The organism is Dyella sp. (assembly GCF_035277725.1).
In the GTDB taxonomy this organism is placed as follows: Bacteria; Pseudomonadota; Gammaproteobacteria; order Xanthomonadales; family Rhodanobacteraceae; genus Dyella_B.
Genome location: NZ_DATEJY010000214.1, coordinates 1 through 14,052 on the forward strand (window position 1 = coordinate 1; position 14,052 = coordinate 14,052).

The window sequence follows — 14,052 nt, forward strand, 5'->3', positions numbered from 1 at the left end:
GTGACGGCGACCCGCACCATCGAGCTGCGAGACCGACGGCGGCACCGCCATCATCATGCCGATGCCACTGACGATCGCCAGCGACCAGATGCTCGCACCCACCGCCACCGAACCCAGCACGTGCGCGCCGACGTGACCGGCGAGCACCGCGTCGATCACGTTGCTGCCGATGGCGGCGAGTTGGGCGAGCATCAGCGGCAGGGCGAGGTGCACGGTGGCACCGATCTCCCGCCAGACCCGGGCTCGGTCGAGGTGAAGGCGTTTCATGGGTGGAAATTCTCAGGGCCGGCCATTGTAGCTTGGGTAAGGAAATAGGGATTGAGGGATTAGAAAAAGCCAAGCACGCGCACTGTTCGCCTTTGCGATTCCCTAAGCCTGATTAGCGTCGTGTCTCAGCTGGAACCTACCGCGAAATCTTGCAAGAGCCTCGTCGCCCCGGCAAAAGCCGGGGCCTAGCGACTTTAAAGCGAAAGACGCTGAGCCCCGGCCTTCGCCGCAATGCTCCGAACTTAAGGTTCTTCCAGTTCCCACAGAACTCAAATCCGTCATTCCAGCGAAAGCTGGAATCCAGCGACTTTGGGCTCAAAGGCACTGGATTCCAGCTTTCGCTGGAATGACGAACAAGAGTTTCCAGCGGTTGAAAACCCTTAAGTTCGGAGCATTGGCCTGGACCGGGGCGACGAGATAGGAAGTGAATGGCCTGGCTGAGGCATGACGCTCACCAGGTTCGCTATTCCCTACTCCCTATTCCCTATTCCCCAGATAGCCGCCAAGATTCAACGCTGCACCAGGGGAACGCTCGCATGAAGGATTTGATTTCCTACGAAGGCGCGCTCTGCGCCAACTGCCAGGCGCCGTTGCAGGGCGAGTTTTGCCATCACTGCGGCCAATCCGTGCACAGCGTGCTGCGGCCGGTGCATGGTTTGTTCGAGGAATTCTTCGAAACCTTTCTGCATATCGACGGACGCATCCTGCACACGCTGCCGGCGCTGTTCCTCAAACCCGGCTACCTTACCCTGGAATATTTCAGCGGCAGGCGGGTGCGCTATATCGCGCCGTTCCGGCTGATGTTCGTGCTGTGCCTGCTGTCGTTTTTCGTGTTGCACCTCGCCACGGATGTGATTGCGCAACGCATTGAACACCGCCATCAGAACAGTGCCGTGGTGATCGACCAGGGCGCCGATTTCTCGCAGGCGCAAACGCCGCAGGAGGTTCGGCGCCAGCTGGATACCAAGCTGCAGACGCTGGAAGCCACGCGCGCGATCGGCAATGCCGCCATCGTGGCGCAGATCGATCAGACCGAACAGAAACTGCGCGCGCAGGCGAACGAGCGCCTGACTGAGCTGGGTGCGCCAGCCGGCGCATCGACCGCCGTCAAACCCGCCGAGGCGCAGGTCGAGGGCACCAGCACGCCGGCGCAGCCGATCCATATCGGCTGGTTGCCGGCGTTTGCCAATCAGCGCCTGACCGAGTTCGCCGGTCACATCCGGAACAACCTCCATGCGCTCAAGCGAGGCACGACCGCCGAACGCCGCGAAGCCTGGGAGCACCTGGAGGCCGGCATCTATGGCGCACTGCCCGGCACCATGCTGGTGCTCGTGCCGGTGTTCGCGCTGCTGCTGAAGCTGTTCTACATCTTCAAGCGGCGGCTCTATATGGAGCACCTGATCGTCTCCCTGCACAGCCATGCCTTCCTGTTCGTGAGCCTGCTGCTGATCGTGATCGCCGGCATGCTCAACACCTGGTTGAGGCCGATCGCCGTCTGGGCCGGCTACGTGGCCGGCCTGCTGCAGATGGGGTTGATCCTGTGGGTGCCGGCCTACCTGTTGATCATGCAGAAGCGGGTCTACCGCCAGGGCTGGGCGATGACGCTGCTGAAATACTGGTGCGTAGGGTGGTTCTATTTCTGGCTGTTGCTGCTGATGCTGACGATCGCGGCAACCCTTGGCTTGGCCCACTGACTGTCATTTTCGAACGCGCGGAACAGCGGTTTTGCACAGCGTCAAGGGATTGACATACTCGTGTGTCAAGTCTGTGAGCCCAGTTGAAACACGACTAACCCGCACTTTCAACTCATTGATGTGTATAGCAATTTTTATGTGGTCAAAAGTTGAACAGCCTGTCACAAGGGCCGGTTTGATGCGCGAAACGGCCTCCTCTCAACGGCACATCCACAGACTTATCCACAGCTCTTGTGGATAAGCGAAAAAACATGTGCCGATGAGTCACTTAGGCGTTTTTCCTAGATGACAGCCTAGCAATCGCCGGCAAGCTCGCCGCCCATGTTGCCTACAGGCCGAGCCCGGCAGTTCCGACGGTCGCGCACGATACACTCAGCCATGCCATTCGTTCTTCGCATCGCCCTGCCGGTCCCCCTCCCCACCTTGTTCGACTACCTGCCGCCAGCCAATGGCACGGCGAGTGCCGGCAGCCGCGTGCTTGTGCCCTTTGGCCGTAACAAGTCAGTGGGCGTGGTCGTGCAAGTAAATGTGCCCGCACAAGTGGGCAACGCAAAACTCAAGCGCGTGCTGCGCGTGCTGGATGACGCGCCGCTGCTGGATGCCGAACTGATGCAGACCCTGGCCTGGGCCGCCGACTACTGGCTGGGTGCCCCGGGCGAGGCGTATGCCAATGCCTTGCCGCTGCTGCTGCGCGAAGACAAGCCGTTGCCGGAAACCCAGGAACCGATCTGGCAGTTGACGATCGCCGGCCGTAGCGCCCTGGACGCCGGTAGCCGGCGTGGCAGCAGTCGGGTGCTGTTGCAGACCTTGCTCGCCGCGCCCCTGTCAGCCGCCGAACTGGATACATCCTTGCCCGACTGGCGGCCGGCCGCGCGGCGCTTGGCCGACGCCGACTTGATCGAGCGCGGCGAACCGGCTCCGGCGCCCAATTTCTTTCCCCATGCGCCCAAGCTTGCGCTGCACACCGAACAGGAAACGGCGATCGCCGCGGTGACGGAAGCGTTCGGCCGCTTCCAGCCGTTCCTGCTCGATGGCATTACCGGTAGCGGCAAGACGGAGGTCTATCTGTCGTTGATCGAACGCACGCTGGCACAAGGCAAGCAGACGCTGCTGCTGGTGCCGGAGATCGGCCTGGCCCCGCAAACCGTGCGCCGCCTGCGCGAGCGGTTGGGCGTGCCGGTGGAAGTGCTGCACTCCAACCTGGCCGAAGGCGAACGCGCGCGTGCGTGGCTGCGCATGCGTGCGGGCGAGGCGAAGGTGGTGCTCGGTACGCGCTCGGCCGTGTTCACGCCGCTGCCGCATGCCGGCTTGATCATCGTCGACGAAGAACACGATGGCGCCTACAAGCAGCAGGAAGGTTTTCGCTATCACGCGCGCGATCTGGCTTTGGTGCGCGCGCGTGCCTTGCAGGTGCCGGTACTGCTCGGCTCCGCCACGCCATCGCTGGAGAGCCTGGCCAACGTCGAGGCCGGCCGCTATCGCGCGCTGCATTTGCGTTCGCGTCCCGCGGCCACGCATCCGCCGCAGGTGCAGATCATCGACATGCGCGCGCAACGGCTCGAACACGGCTTGTCGCCGGCTCTGCTGCATGCCGTGGGCGAAACCATTGCGCGTGGCGAGCAAGTATTGGTGTTTCGCAATCGCCGCGGTTATGCGCCGGTGCTGTTGTGTCACCACTGTGGCTGGCACGCGGAATGTCCGCGCTGCGAGCATCCGCTGACCTTGCATGCCGCGTGGCGCAAGCTGGTTTGCCATCACTGCGATCTGCAAGCACCCGCGCCGCCGAGTTGCCCCGCGTGTGGCGGCCAGGATTTGAAACCGCAAGGCCAAGGCACCGAACGATTGGAAGAAGCGCTTACCGCGCATTTCCAGCAAGTGCCGGTGTTGCGTATCGATCGCGAAACCACGCGTCGGCGCGATGCGTTCGAGCAACTATTGGGCAGCTTGGCCGAAGACGCTCCGGCCATCCTGGTCGGCACGCAGATGTTGGCCAAAGGTCACGATCTGCCGAACCTCACCTTGGTGGCCATCGTCGGCGTGGACGAAGGTTTGCTCAGCGTCGATTTCCGCGCCGGCGAACGTCTCGCGCAATTGACGGTGCAAGTGGCCGGCCGTGCTGGGCGTGCGCGCAAACCGGGGCGGGTGTTGTTGCAGACGCATCATCCCGACCACCCGCTATTGCATACCTTGCTGGCGCAAGGCTACGCCGCTGCGGCAAAGACTTTGCTCGCAGAACGCAGGCAAACCCGATTGCCGCCTTACGGCCATCAAGTGCTATTGCGTTGCGATGCGCACCAGCGCGCGGCGGTGGATGCATTTCTTGCCGAGGCATGCGCCGCGTTGCCCGCTGGCGATGCATTGCAGATTGCCGGACCGATGCCAGCGCCGATGCCATTGCGTGCGGGACGTCAGCGTGGGCAATTGTTGATTGAATCGGCCAGCCGGCGTGATTTGCATGCAGCGGTGCGACCATGGTCGGTGCAGTTGGCGCAGCTGCCGAGTGCGCGCAAGGTGCGCTGGTCGTTGGATGTGGATCCGATTGATTTGTACTGAGCGACCGCCTGGTGCGTAGACTGGGATGACAATCCCAGCTTTCCTGGGACCTCATGCATGCTGGGATTGGCATCCCAGCCTACGTGCTCAACGTGCCTGCATGGATTGCGAAGTTTGGGCGGTTGCGTTGCCTTCGATGCCGGCAGCATCGCGCGTCCATCCACCACCGATCGCGCGGATCAAATCCACGCTCGCCTGCAAGCGCCGCGTGCGAATCGTCTCCGCATTGCGCTGCGCCGACAAGGCAGCCGTTTGCGCAACCACTACGTCGAGATAGTTCACGATGCCTTCGCGATAGCGGTTAGTGGCGATGTTCAAGGTCTGCTGTGCGGCGGCAAACGCCTGGTCTTCCTGCCTGGCTTCGAGGCCCAGTTGCTGCAGCAGCGCCAGATCGTCTTCCACTTCGCGGAACGCGGTAAGCACGGTCTGGCGATAGTTGGCGGAAGTCTGCGCGAATTGCGCATGCGCTTCGCGCAACTCGGCGCGGCGCAAGCCGGCGTCAAACAGATTCAACGTCGCCAGCGGCCCCAGCGCCCAGAAGCGATTGCCGATGGCGAGCAGGTTGTCCATGCCGGTGTTCTGAAAACCATAGTTGCCCTGCAGGCTGATGTCGGGAAAGAACGCCGCGCGTGCCACGCCGATGCCGGCGTTGGCGGCAAACACGCGCCGCTCTGCTGCAGCGATATCGGGTCGCCGTTCCAGCAAGGTCGAAGGCACACCGACAGGCGTCAGCGGAACCTTGAGTTGATCCTGCTCCGGCGCGATCGAGAAACTCGATGCGGGTTCACCGACGAGCGCGGCAATCGCATGCTCGGACAATGCGCGCTGCGCCAGCACGTCGGTGACTTGCGCTTGCGCATCATCAAGCTGCGACTGCGCGCGCGATACGTCCAGCCCGGAGGCCACGCCACCGCTGTGGCGATTCTCCGTGAGCACGAGTGCATGCTGATAAGCATTCAACGCGTCTTGCAGGATGCGCACCTGGATGTCGTAGCCGCGCAGCCGCACGTAATCGCCGGCAAGCTGCGCCTCCAGGCTCAACTTGGCCGAAGCGAGATCGGCTTGTGCAGCTTGCGCCAGCGCGTGGCCTGCGCTCACTTCGTTGCGGATGCGGCCCCACAGATCGAGATCGTAGCTGGCGCCGATGCCGACCGTGTCGCTGTCGTATTCGTTGGGCTGGTTGCTGCCGCGCAGAGGACGGTTGTTCGACTGGCGTGCGCGTACCGGATTGGCCGCTATATCCAGATGCGGAAACAAGCCTGCACTGAACTGGCTTTCGAAGGCACGCGCAGCGTCGTACCGGGCCAAGGCAGCTGCCAGGCTCGGGTTGTCGGTGTCGAGTTTGGTTTCCAACTGGCTCAGGGTGCCGTCGCCGTACACCGTCCACCAGTCGCCATGCGATGTTTCGTCCGCGGGTGCAGCAGCCTTCCACGCGGTATCGCCTTCCTTGAAGTTCGCCGGCATCGGCGGCAGCGTGGGTGTGTGATAAGTGGGCGCCAGCGAGCAACCGCCAAGCGTCCCCAGCATGAGTGCAACAAGCAGGCGCTTAGTGTGCCGATTCACCTTGCTTCCCCGTATTGTTCGCGGCCAGTTGCTGGTCGGTATCGGTTTCCACGTGAACTTTGTCGCCGTCCATCAGCGAGTCGGGCGGGTTCTCGATCACGCGATCGTCCAGGCTCAGGCCCTGGTCGATCTGCAAGGTGGTACCCATGTCCACGGCGATGTGCACCTTGTGCAGATGGGCGCGGCTGTCCGGCCCGAACACTGCCACCTCTGCGCCTTTGTCGCGGAAGATCAGCGCGCTGGATGGCACGCTGACAATGTGCGGGTCCGCCTGCAGACCCAGTTGCACGTCGGCGTAGTCGCCGGGCTTGAGCGCGTCATCGCTGTTGTTCGCGACGAACTGGGCAAGCAGGCTGCCTGAACTTTGGTTGATGGAATTGGAGTTGCCGATCAACGTGGCCTGGAACGTGCGGCCCGGCAGTTCCGGCACGTTGAGCGTCACCTTCATGCCCGGCTTGATCGCATTGGCATCCACCTCCGGCACGGGCACATAAAGCCGCACGCGGCTGGTGTCGGCCACGGTGAACAACTCGGGGCCGCTCTCGTTGTTGGCCGTGATCAGATCGCCGACGTCCGTGCGGCGTGCGGTAACCACGCCATCGAACGGCGCCACGATCTTCTTGAACGTTTCCAGCGCCTGCAAGCGATCCACGTCGGCCTTCGCCGCCAGCACGGTGGCCTGGGCCGCTTCCGCCTCGCCGGTTTTTTCATCGGCCTCTTGCTTGGAGACCGAATCGGAGCCGAGCAGATGCTGCCAGCGTTTGGCCGTGATGTTGGCAAGATTGGCGTCGGCTTGCGCCTTGACCAGTACCGCCTTGGCCTGCTCAAACTGCTGGTCGAGTTCCGGCGTATCGATAACGGCGAGCACCTCGCCCGCTTTCACCTTGTCGCCGATGTCCTTGTACCAGGCCTTGAGGTAGCCGCCGACACGCGCATGGATCGGCGCGCTGTACCAGGCCTGCAGATGGCCGGGCAGCATGATGGTGTGTTCCTTGGCAGGGTCGGCCGCCGACACGATACGAACGCTGGGAATCAGCTGCGCATCGGTCCACTGCACCAGTTCATGATGCTGGTGGAAACGGATGCCTAAACCAAGCGCGACAGCCAGCAGCGCGAGCGCGGCGCCACCGATGCCAACCGCTTTCAGGCGAGGGGGGTTCTGCACGACTTGTACGTGGGCGGGGTTATGCGACATGGGGAATTCCCGGAACAGAGTTCAAATCCGTAGCGTCTTGCTCGCGGCCATGCACCATGCTGAAAACCACCGGCACGAACAGCAGCGTGGCGCAGGTGGCGAACAGCAGGCCGCCGATCACGGCGCGGCCCAGCGGCGAGTTCTGCTCTTGCGAGAGCGCCATCGGCAGCATGCCGATGATCATGGCCAGAGCAGTCATGCACACGGGACGGAAGCGCGTAAAGCCGGCTTCCAGCGCTGCCTTGACGGCATCACCGTGTTCGGCGAGACGTTCGCGCGCAAAGCTCACCACCAAAATCGAGTTGGCCGTCGCCACACCCATGCACATGATCGCGCCGGTGAGCGCCGGTACCGACAGCGTGGTGTGCGTGATGAACAGGATCCACACGATGCCGGCCAATGCCGCGGGCAGCGCGGTGATGATCACGAACGGATCGAGCCAGGACTGGAAGTTCACCACGATCAGCATGTAGATCAGCACGATCGCACCGAGCAGGCCAAACAGCAGACCGGAGAACGCCGTATTCATGGCGGTCACCTGGCCAAGCAGCTGCACGATGGAGCCCTTGGGCCGGCTGTTGGCCTCTGCCTTCAATACACGCTGGATATCGCTGGAGACCGCGCCAAGGTCGCGCCCTTGCACGGCCGCATAAATGTCGAACGACGGCGCGATGTTGTAGTGGGTCACCACCGCCGGGCTGGCCGTGCGCTTGATGGTCGCCAACGCGCCGAGGATCTGCTGTCCGCCTGTGGCCGACGAGGTGACCGGCAGGCTTTGCAACTGGGAGAGCGAGTCGATGCGGTATTGCGGCGTTTGCGCCACGACCGCGTAAGACACGCCATTCTTGGGATTGAGCCAGAACACCGGTGCCACCTGCAGACTGCCTGCCAGCGAAGCGACCATGCTGTTGGTGACATCACGCTCGGTGATGCCCAGTTCGTCGGCACGCACGCGATCCACATCGACATTCAACTGGGGGGAGCCGGTCGATTGCTGCAGGCGTACGTCGGCAATGCCGGGAATCTCACGCATCTTGCGCAGCAACTGAAGTGCATACGCTTCGTTCGCTGCGTTGTTGCGGCCAGAAATCTTCACGTCCAGCGGCGCCGGTGCACCGAAGTTGAGGATCTGGCTGACCATGTCGGCCGGCAGGAACGCGAAGGTGGTTCCCGGGAATTCACGCGGCAACACGCCACGTAAGGTCTTCACGTACTGCGCACTGGGCGCATGGCCTTCCTTCAACAACACCTGGATGTCGCCATCCTGCGGACCGATGGTGCCGCTGTTGTTGTAGACCATGTTGGTGCCGCTGAGCGGCAAACCGATGTTGTCGATGATGCTGTCGAGCTGATCCGGCGGAATCACGCGGCGGATGGCGGCTTCGACATGATCGAACTCGGCCGCGCTGTCTTCGATGCGCGTACCGACTGGGGCGCGCACGTGGATGGCGATGGCTTCGGAATCCGTGGTGGGAAAGAAATCGCGCCCAAGGAATGGCACCAGCGCGAACGACACCAGTATCACCGCCAGGAAACCGATCACGAAACGGCGGCGGGCCGCCAGCGCCAACGACAGCGTGCCGTAATACACATCGCGGAACCTGGAGAAGCGGTGCTCGAAATTTTGCTGGAAAGACACCAGCGCACTGCGCAGCACACCGCGCTTCCGCGGCGGATGCTGATCGCCTTCGTGATGGTTGATGTACGCATCTTCCGGATGGTCACCTGCCCCGCGTTCCGTCACGTGCGGCTTGAGCAGGTACATCGCCATCGTCGGCACCAAGGTGCGCGAAAGCAGGAACGATGAGGCCATGGCGAAAATCACCGCCAGCGCCATCGGCCGGAACAGGAAGCCGGCGATGCCGTTGAGCATGAACATCGGCACGAACACGATGCAGATGCACAACAGCGATACGAACGCCGGCGTCACGATCTGCCTGGCGCCGTCCATGATCGCCGTTTCCACGTCCTTGCCGTGCTCCAGATGCCAATTGATGTTCTCGATGGTGACGGTGGCGTCGTCCACCAGGATGCCCACCGCGAGCGCCAGGCCGCCGAGCGTCATCACGTTGAGGGTTTGCCCGAATACCGCAAGCAGTGCGATGGCAGAAAGCACGGCAAGCGGAATCGATACCGCGATGATCACGGTGGAGCGCCAGCTGCCGAGGAATATCAGGATCATCACCGAGGTCAGCAAGGCGGCGATGATGCCTTCGCGCGCCACCGATGCGATCGCGCTGCGCACGAAGATTGATTGGTCGCCAAGCAACTTGACCTTCAACGAGGGTGGCAGCGTCTCCTCCGCCAGAGGCAGCAGCTTCTTGATGCCGGCCACCACGTCCAGCGTCGAGACGTTGCCGCCCTTCAGGATCGGCATCAATACCGCGCGGTGGCCATCCACGCGTACCACGTTGTTCTGCGGTGGCGCACCGTCACGCACATGTGCCACCTGGCCGATGGTGATGGTGGCGCCATCGACGGTCTTAATCGGCAGGTTGTTGAGTTCCTCGATCGCGGTGGGGCTGTCGTTGAGCTCGACGGTGTATTCGTTGCTGCCGATCTTGATGTCGCCGACCGGCACGATCTGGTTCTGCGCGGCCAGCGCATTGCCGACGTCCTGGGCCGATAGACCCTTGGCGGCGAGTGCTTGCGTGTCGAGATCGAGCATCACCTGGCGCTGCTTGCCGCCATAGGGCGTGGGAATGGCCGTGCCGGGCACGGAAATCAGCGTGGGACGCAGGAAGTTCTGCGCCAGGTCGCGGATCGTCTGCTCACCCAGCTTGGTACTGGAAAGCGCCATTTGCAGCACCGGCACGGTGGAAGCGTTGTAGTTGATGATCTGCGGCGGCGTGATGCCCGGCGGCATCTGCTTGAGCACGGTCTGCGAGATCGAGGTGACCTGCGCGGTGGCCGTGCGAACATCCACGCCCGGCTGGAAGAAGATCTTCACCACGCCGATGCTGGGCAACGACTGCGATTCGATGTGCTCGATGTCGCTGACCGTGGAGGTGAGCGAGCGCTCGTAGTAGTAGATCACGCGGCCGGACATCGCACTAGGCGACAGGCCGTTGTAGCTCCACACCACGCTGATCACGGGGATGCCGATGTTCGGGAAGATGTCGGTGGGCGTGCGCAGCGCCGCCAGCGGACCGACAATCAGAATGAACAACGCAAGGACGACGAACGTATAGGGGCGCGCGAGTGCGATGCGGACCAGGCCGAGCATGCGATGGCTTCCAGCGTACTTTGACGACGGTGCCTATTATCTCGATCGCTTCGACGCAGCACCTTTCACTGGCATGAAGATTGTTTCATTCATGAAAAAAGTTTCATGGAAATTGTCATGCTGCGGTCATAGGTAGGCTGGGATGAAATCTCAGCATAAGGAGGCATGACGATGCTGGGATTTCATCCCAGCCTACGTTCGCGCTTAAAACTCTTAAGCGTGAACCCCAACCCGTCATTCCAGCGAAAGCTGGAATGACGAGCAAGAGTTTCCGGCAATCGAAAACCTTTTATGAAAGCAAGCGGCACACCATGACCATGCGCGTACCGCCCTGGCCACCTTCGATGTGCAGATCGAAGTCGTGCAGCTTGGCAATCGCGGCGACGATACTGAGACCCAGGCCGTGGCCTGCGGCGGTATCGATGCCACCTTCACCGCGATAGAAGCGTTGCCATACGGCGTGACGCTGCACCTCGGGAATACCGGGGCCGCTATCCTCCACTTCGATATGCGCGATGCCAGGCTCGGTGCGCTGGGCGCTCACCACGACGTTTCCGCCTGGCGGCGTGAACTTGATCGCATTGCTGACAAGGTTGCCGATCGCTTCGAACAGAAGATCTGGATCGGCCTGCGCAAGCAGATTCGGTTCGGTCTGCAACACGAACTGCAAAGACTGGTCTTCAGCCAGCGGCGCATACAGCTCATGCACGTGTTGCAGCGTCTGTCCCAGATCGACGGCAACGAAGCCTTCGCGCCGGCGCCGGTCTTCCAGTTCGGAGATGCGCAGCAGTGCGCGGAAACGTGCCAGCACTTCATCGATGTCGCTCACGCATTGCTCGACCAGCGTGGCGTGCGGGTCGTCTTCCTGCATCTGCTGCTCGACGCGATACAGCTGCGAGCGCAGTCGCGTAAGCGGTGTGCGCAGATCATGCGCGATGTTGTCGCAAACGCCTTTTACTTCGCCCATCAGGCGCTCGATCTGGTCGAGCATGTCGTTGACGATGGCGGCAAGACGATCCAGTTCATCGCCGCGATGGCTGACCGGCAAGCGTCGGCGTAGATCGCCCTGCATGATCACGCGCGTGGCCGATTCGATCTGGCGGATGCGGCGGCGTGGCGCACGGTTGAGGATCAGGCCGCCGATCAGGCCGGGAACGAGCGTGAAGGAAAGTCCCCACCACAGCGCGTGCCAGATGATGCTGCCAACCTGGGCCGCGATGCGGGTGGTGTGTGCGAGCACAAGGATCTGGCCATTGGCGAGCCGTGCTGCAATCACTGAGAGCTTCGAGGTTTTGGGCGCGAACGGACCGCCTACCACTTCTTCAGTGGGCAGGCGCAAGGTGGCGCCATCGGGTTGGACGCCGGGTGGCATCTGCAGGATGTCGCCGTACAACCACTTGCCGCGGGCATCGAACAAACCCCAGGCGTTGTAGTTGGTTTCTTCGAGCACGACGTAGTCGTTCAAGGCGACCAGCATGTGGTCTTCATCGAGACTGCGCAGGTAGCCAACTTGCTGGCGGAGTTGTGTATCGGTGCGGTTTTCCAGGTAATGGCGGGTTTCCCAATAGATGAAGCCCAACAGCACCATGCCCCAGATGACGAAGAACACGCCATAGGCAAGCAGCAGGCGCGAGGTGGTCGCGCGCCAGTGAATGGACCAGCTTTTTGCCTGGCTAGCCAATGCGGTATCCCGATCCGCGCACGGTTCGGATCAACACGGGATCACCTTCGCCATCGACCTTGCGGCGCAAGCGCGCGATATGCACGTCGATGAGGTTGGTACCCGGATCGAAACGCAAACCCCACACGCTTTCGAAGATCATCGCACGCGTCAGCACCTGACCGGGGTAGCGCATCAAAAATTCCAGCAGGCGGTATTCGGTGGGCAGCAGGGTGAGCTCGCGTGCGCCGCGGCGGGCGGTGCGCGAGATCATGTCCAGTTCCAGGTCGGCGACGCGCAGCTTGGTTTGCGCGGGGTGCTCTTGCCGGTGCCGGCGCAGCAATACTTCGATGCGCGCGGCCATTTCATCCGGCGCGAACGGCTTGGTGAGGTAGTCATCGCCACCAGCGCGCAGACCGCGCACGCGCTCGTCCACGTCGCCGAGTGCACTGATCATCAATACCGGCGTGGTGATGCCGCGCTCGCGCAGCTGCTTCACCAGGGTGAGGCCATCCATGCCTGGCAGCATCAGGTCCAGCGTGATGGCGTCGTAGCGTGGCTCCAGCGCGCGCTGAAAACCCTGGGGACCGTCGTGAACACGGTCGGCACTGATGCCGTGCGCAGCCAGCTCGAGCGCGATTTCGCGGGCGGTGATCTCGTCGTCTTCGATGACCAGGATATGGGGCATGGCCGTCTGCGCGCTAAGGGTCGCGGCACTTAACCACAGCGGCGCCAAACACAAAAGGGCCTCCACGGGGGAGGCCCTTTGATCACCGCGTGTCAGTCCCGCTTCAGGCAGCGAACAGTGCGCGCATTTTCTTCATGGCGTTGGCTTCGACCTGGCGGATGCGTTCGGCGGAAACACCGTACTCATCGGCAAGATCCTGCAGCGTGGCCTTGTCTTCGTTGAGCCAGCGGCGCTGAATGATGTCGCGCGAACGCTCGTCCAGTTTTTCCAGCGCGCTCGACAAGGTATCGAGCTGGTTGTCGGTCTGGTCGGCCTCGGCCACGTTGTCGTACGGATCGGCGCCTTCGTCGATCAGGAACGCTTCCGGTGCGGGCTTGGCGTCTTCTTCGGCATCGGCCGGGGCTTCGAAACCGATGTCGCGGCCGGACAGGCGCGATTCCATCTCGCGCACGGTGGCTTCCGGCACGCCCAGGTCCTTGGCGACCATGCGTACTTCTTCGGCGTTCATCCAGCCCAGGCGCTTCTTGCTCTTGCGCAGGTTGAAGAACAGCTTGCGCTGCGCCTTGGTGGTGGCCACCTTGACGATGCGCCAGTTGCGCAGGATGAACTCGTGCATTTCGGCGCGGATCCAGTGCACCGCGAAGCTGACCAGGCGCACGCCCTGGTCCGGATCGAAGCGCTTGACCGCCTTCATCAGGCCGATATTGCCTTCCTGGATCAGGTCGCCGATCTGCAGGCCGTAGCCGCTGTAGCCGCGGGCCACATGGACCACGAAGCGCAGATGGGACATCACCAGCTTGCGGGCGGAGGCGAGGTCGTCGCCTTCCTGGTAGCGGCGCGACAGCGCCTGCTCTTCTTCCTGGCTGAGCACCGGGATGCGGTGAACCGCCGAAATATAAGCATCCAGACTGCCGACGACGCTGGGCACCGGCAGATTGGCGGTCACCAAAGCTTGAGACATGTGTGGATCCTCCTGAGGATTGAATTCAGCTTAGCACTCCCTCGGTGAGAGTGCTAAAGCGGTCGGGAAGTTCCTCAGCGGGAAGTCCCGGCTGCTTTATTGAACCGAATCGTACAGGAATAGAGGGGCCACGTCCAGTCCAGGCCCGGAGCGCGGATTCAGCCGCCGTCGGCTTCCAGCTGGCTCCGGGGCGGCAGGGACCAGTCGATCGGCGCCTGCCCGCGGCTTTCCAGATAGCGATTGGC

General features: G+C 62.5%; 9 protein-coding genes. 2 read left to right on the forward strand and 7 right to left on the reverse strand.

Features of this window, described 5'->3' with window-relative positions; genetic code table 11:
- A partial coding sequence (locus tag VJR68_RS17910; RefSeq protein ID WP_324149917.1) for an MATE family efflux transporter occupies window positions 1-267 on the reverse strand: 267 nt, incomplete at its 3' end.
- 536 nt (window positions 268-803) lie between these two features.
- Between VJR68_RS17910 and VJR68_RS17915 the strand changes: the two genes are divergently transcribed.
- Together VJR68_RS17915 and VJR68_RS17920 are read left to right on the forward strand one after the other, a co-directional pair.
- Window positions 804-1,961, forward strand: a complete 1,158-nt coding sequence (locus tag VJR68_RS17915; RefSeq protein WP_324149919.1) for a DUF3667 domain-containing protein — start codon at window positions 804-806, stop codon at window positions 1,959-1,961.
- Between the two features lie 378 nt (window positions 1,962-2,339).
- Entirely contained in the window at window positions 2,340-4,514 is a 2,175-nt protein-coding gene (locus VJR68_RS17920; RefSeq protein WP_324149920.1) for a primosomal protein N', read from the forward strand.
- An 87-nt stretch (window positions 4,515-4,601) separates the two neighbouring features.
- Here the strand turns inward: VJR68_RS17920 and VJR68_RS17925 are convergent, their stop codons facing one another.
- From VJR68_RS17925 to rpoH, 6 genes are all read right to left on the reverse strand, one after another.
- Complete coding sequence (locus tag VJR68_RS17925; RefSeq protein ID WP_324149921.1) at window positions 4,602-6,077, reverse strand: efflux transporter outer membrane subunit; 1,476 nt, start codon at window positions 6,075-6,077, stop codon at window positions 4,602-4,604.
- Window positions 6,061-7,272 (reverse strand): efflux RND transporter periplasmic adaptor subunit, encoded by a 1,212-nt coding sequence (locus VJR68_RS17930; protein WP_324149923.1) that lies wholly within the window; start codon window positions 7,270-7,272, stop codon window positions 6,061-6,063. The genes VJR68_RS17925 and VJR68_RS17930 overlap by 17 nt, the downstream gene beginning before the upstream one ends.
- Window positions 7,262-10,498 carry an efflux RND transporter permease subunit gene (locus VJR68_RS17935; protein WP_324149924.1) on the reverse strand — a complete coding sequence of 1,079 codons (3,237 nt, stop codon included), beginning with the start codon at window positions 10,496-10,498 and terminating at the stop codon, window positions 7,262-7,264. Before VJR68_RS17935 ends, VJR68_RS17930 begins: the two co-directional genes overlap by 11 nt.
- A 289-nt stretch (window positions 10,499-10,787) precedes the next feature.
- Window positions 10,788-12,179 carry a HAMP domain-containing sensor histidine kinase gene (locus VJR68_RS17940; protein WP_324149926.1) on the reverse strand — a complete coding sequence of 464 codons (1,392 nt, stop codon included), beginning with the start codon at window positions 12,177-12,179 and terminating at the stop codon, window positions 10,788-10,790.
- Entirely contained in the window at window positions 12,172-12,846 is a 675-nt protein-coding gene (locus VJR68_RS17945; protein WP_324149927.1) for a response regulator transcription factor, read from the reverse strand. The genes VJR68_RS17940 and VJR68_RS17945 overlap by 8 nt, the downstream gene beginning before the upstream one ends.
- Before the next feature lie 103 nt (window positions 12,847-12,949).
- Complete coding sequence (rpoH, locus tag VJR68_RS17950) at window positions 12,950-13,807, reverse strand: RNA polymerase sigma factor RpoH (protein WP_324149928.1); 858 nt, start codon at window positions 13,805-13,807, stop codon at window positions 12,950-12,952.
- Window positions 13,808-14,052 lie beyond the last annotated feature (245 nt).

Bases quoted from the DNA above. Each gene is read 5' to 3' on its own strand.
- VJR68_RS17915 (WP_324149919.1), top strand. From the start codon at position 804: ATGAAGGATTTGATTTCCTACGAAGGCGCGCTCTGCGCCAACTGCCAG.
- VJR68_RS17920 (WP_324149920.1), top strand. From the start codon at position 2,340: ATGCCATTCGTTCTTCGCATCGCCCTGCCGGTCCCCCTCCCCACCTTG.
- VJR68_RS17930 (WP_324149923.1), bottom strand. From the start codon at position 7,272: ATGTCGCATAACCCCGCCCACGTACAAGTCGTGCAGAACCCCCCTCGC.
- VJR68_RS17935 (WP_324149924.1), bottom strand. From the start codon at position 10,498: ATGCTCGGCCTGGTCCGCATCGCACTCGCGCGCCCCTATACGTTCGTC.
- VJR68_RS17945 (WP_324149927.1), bottom strand. From the start codon at position 12,846: ATGCCCCATATCCTGGTCATCGAAGACGACGAGATCACCGCCCGCGAA.
- rpoH (WP_324149928.1), bottom strand. From the start codon at position 13,807: ATGTCTCAAGCTTTGGTGACCGCCAATCTGCCGGTGCCCAGCGTCGTC.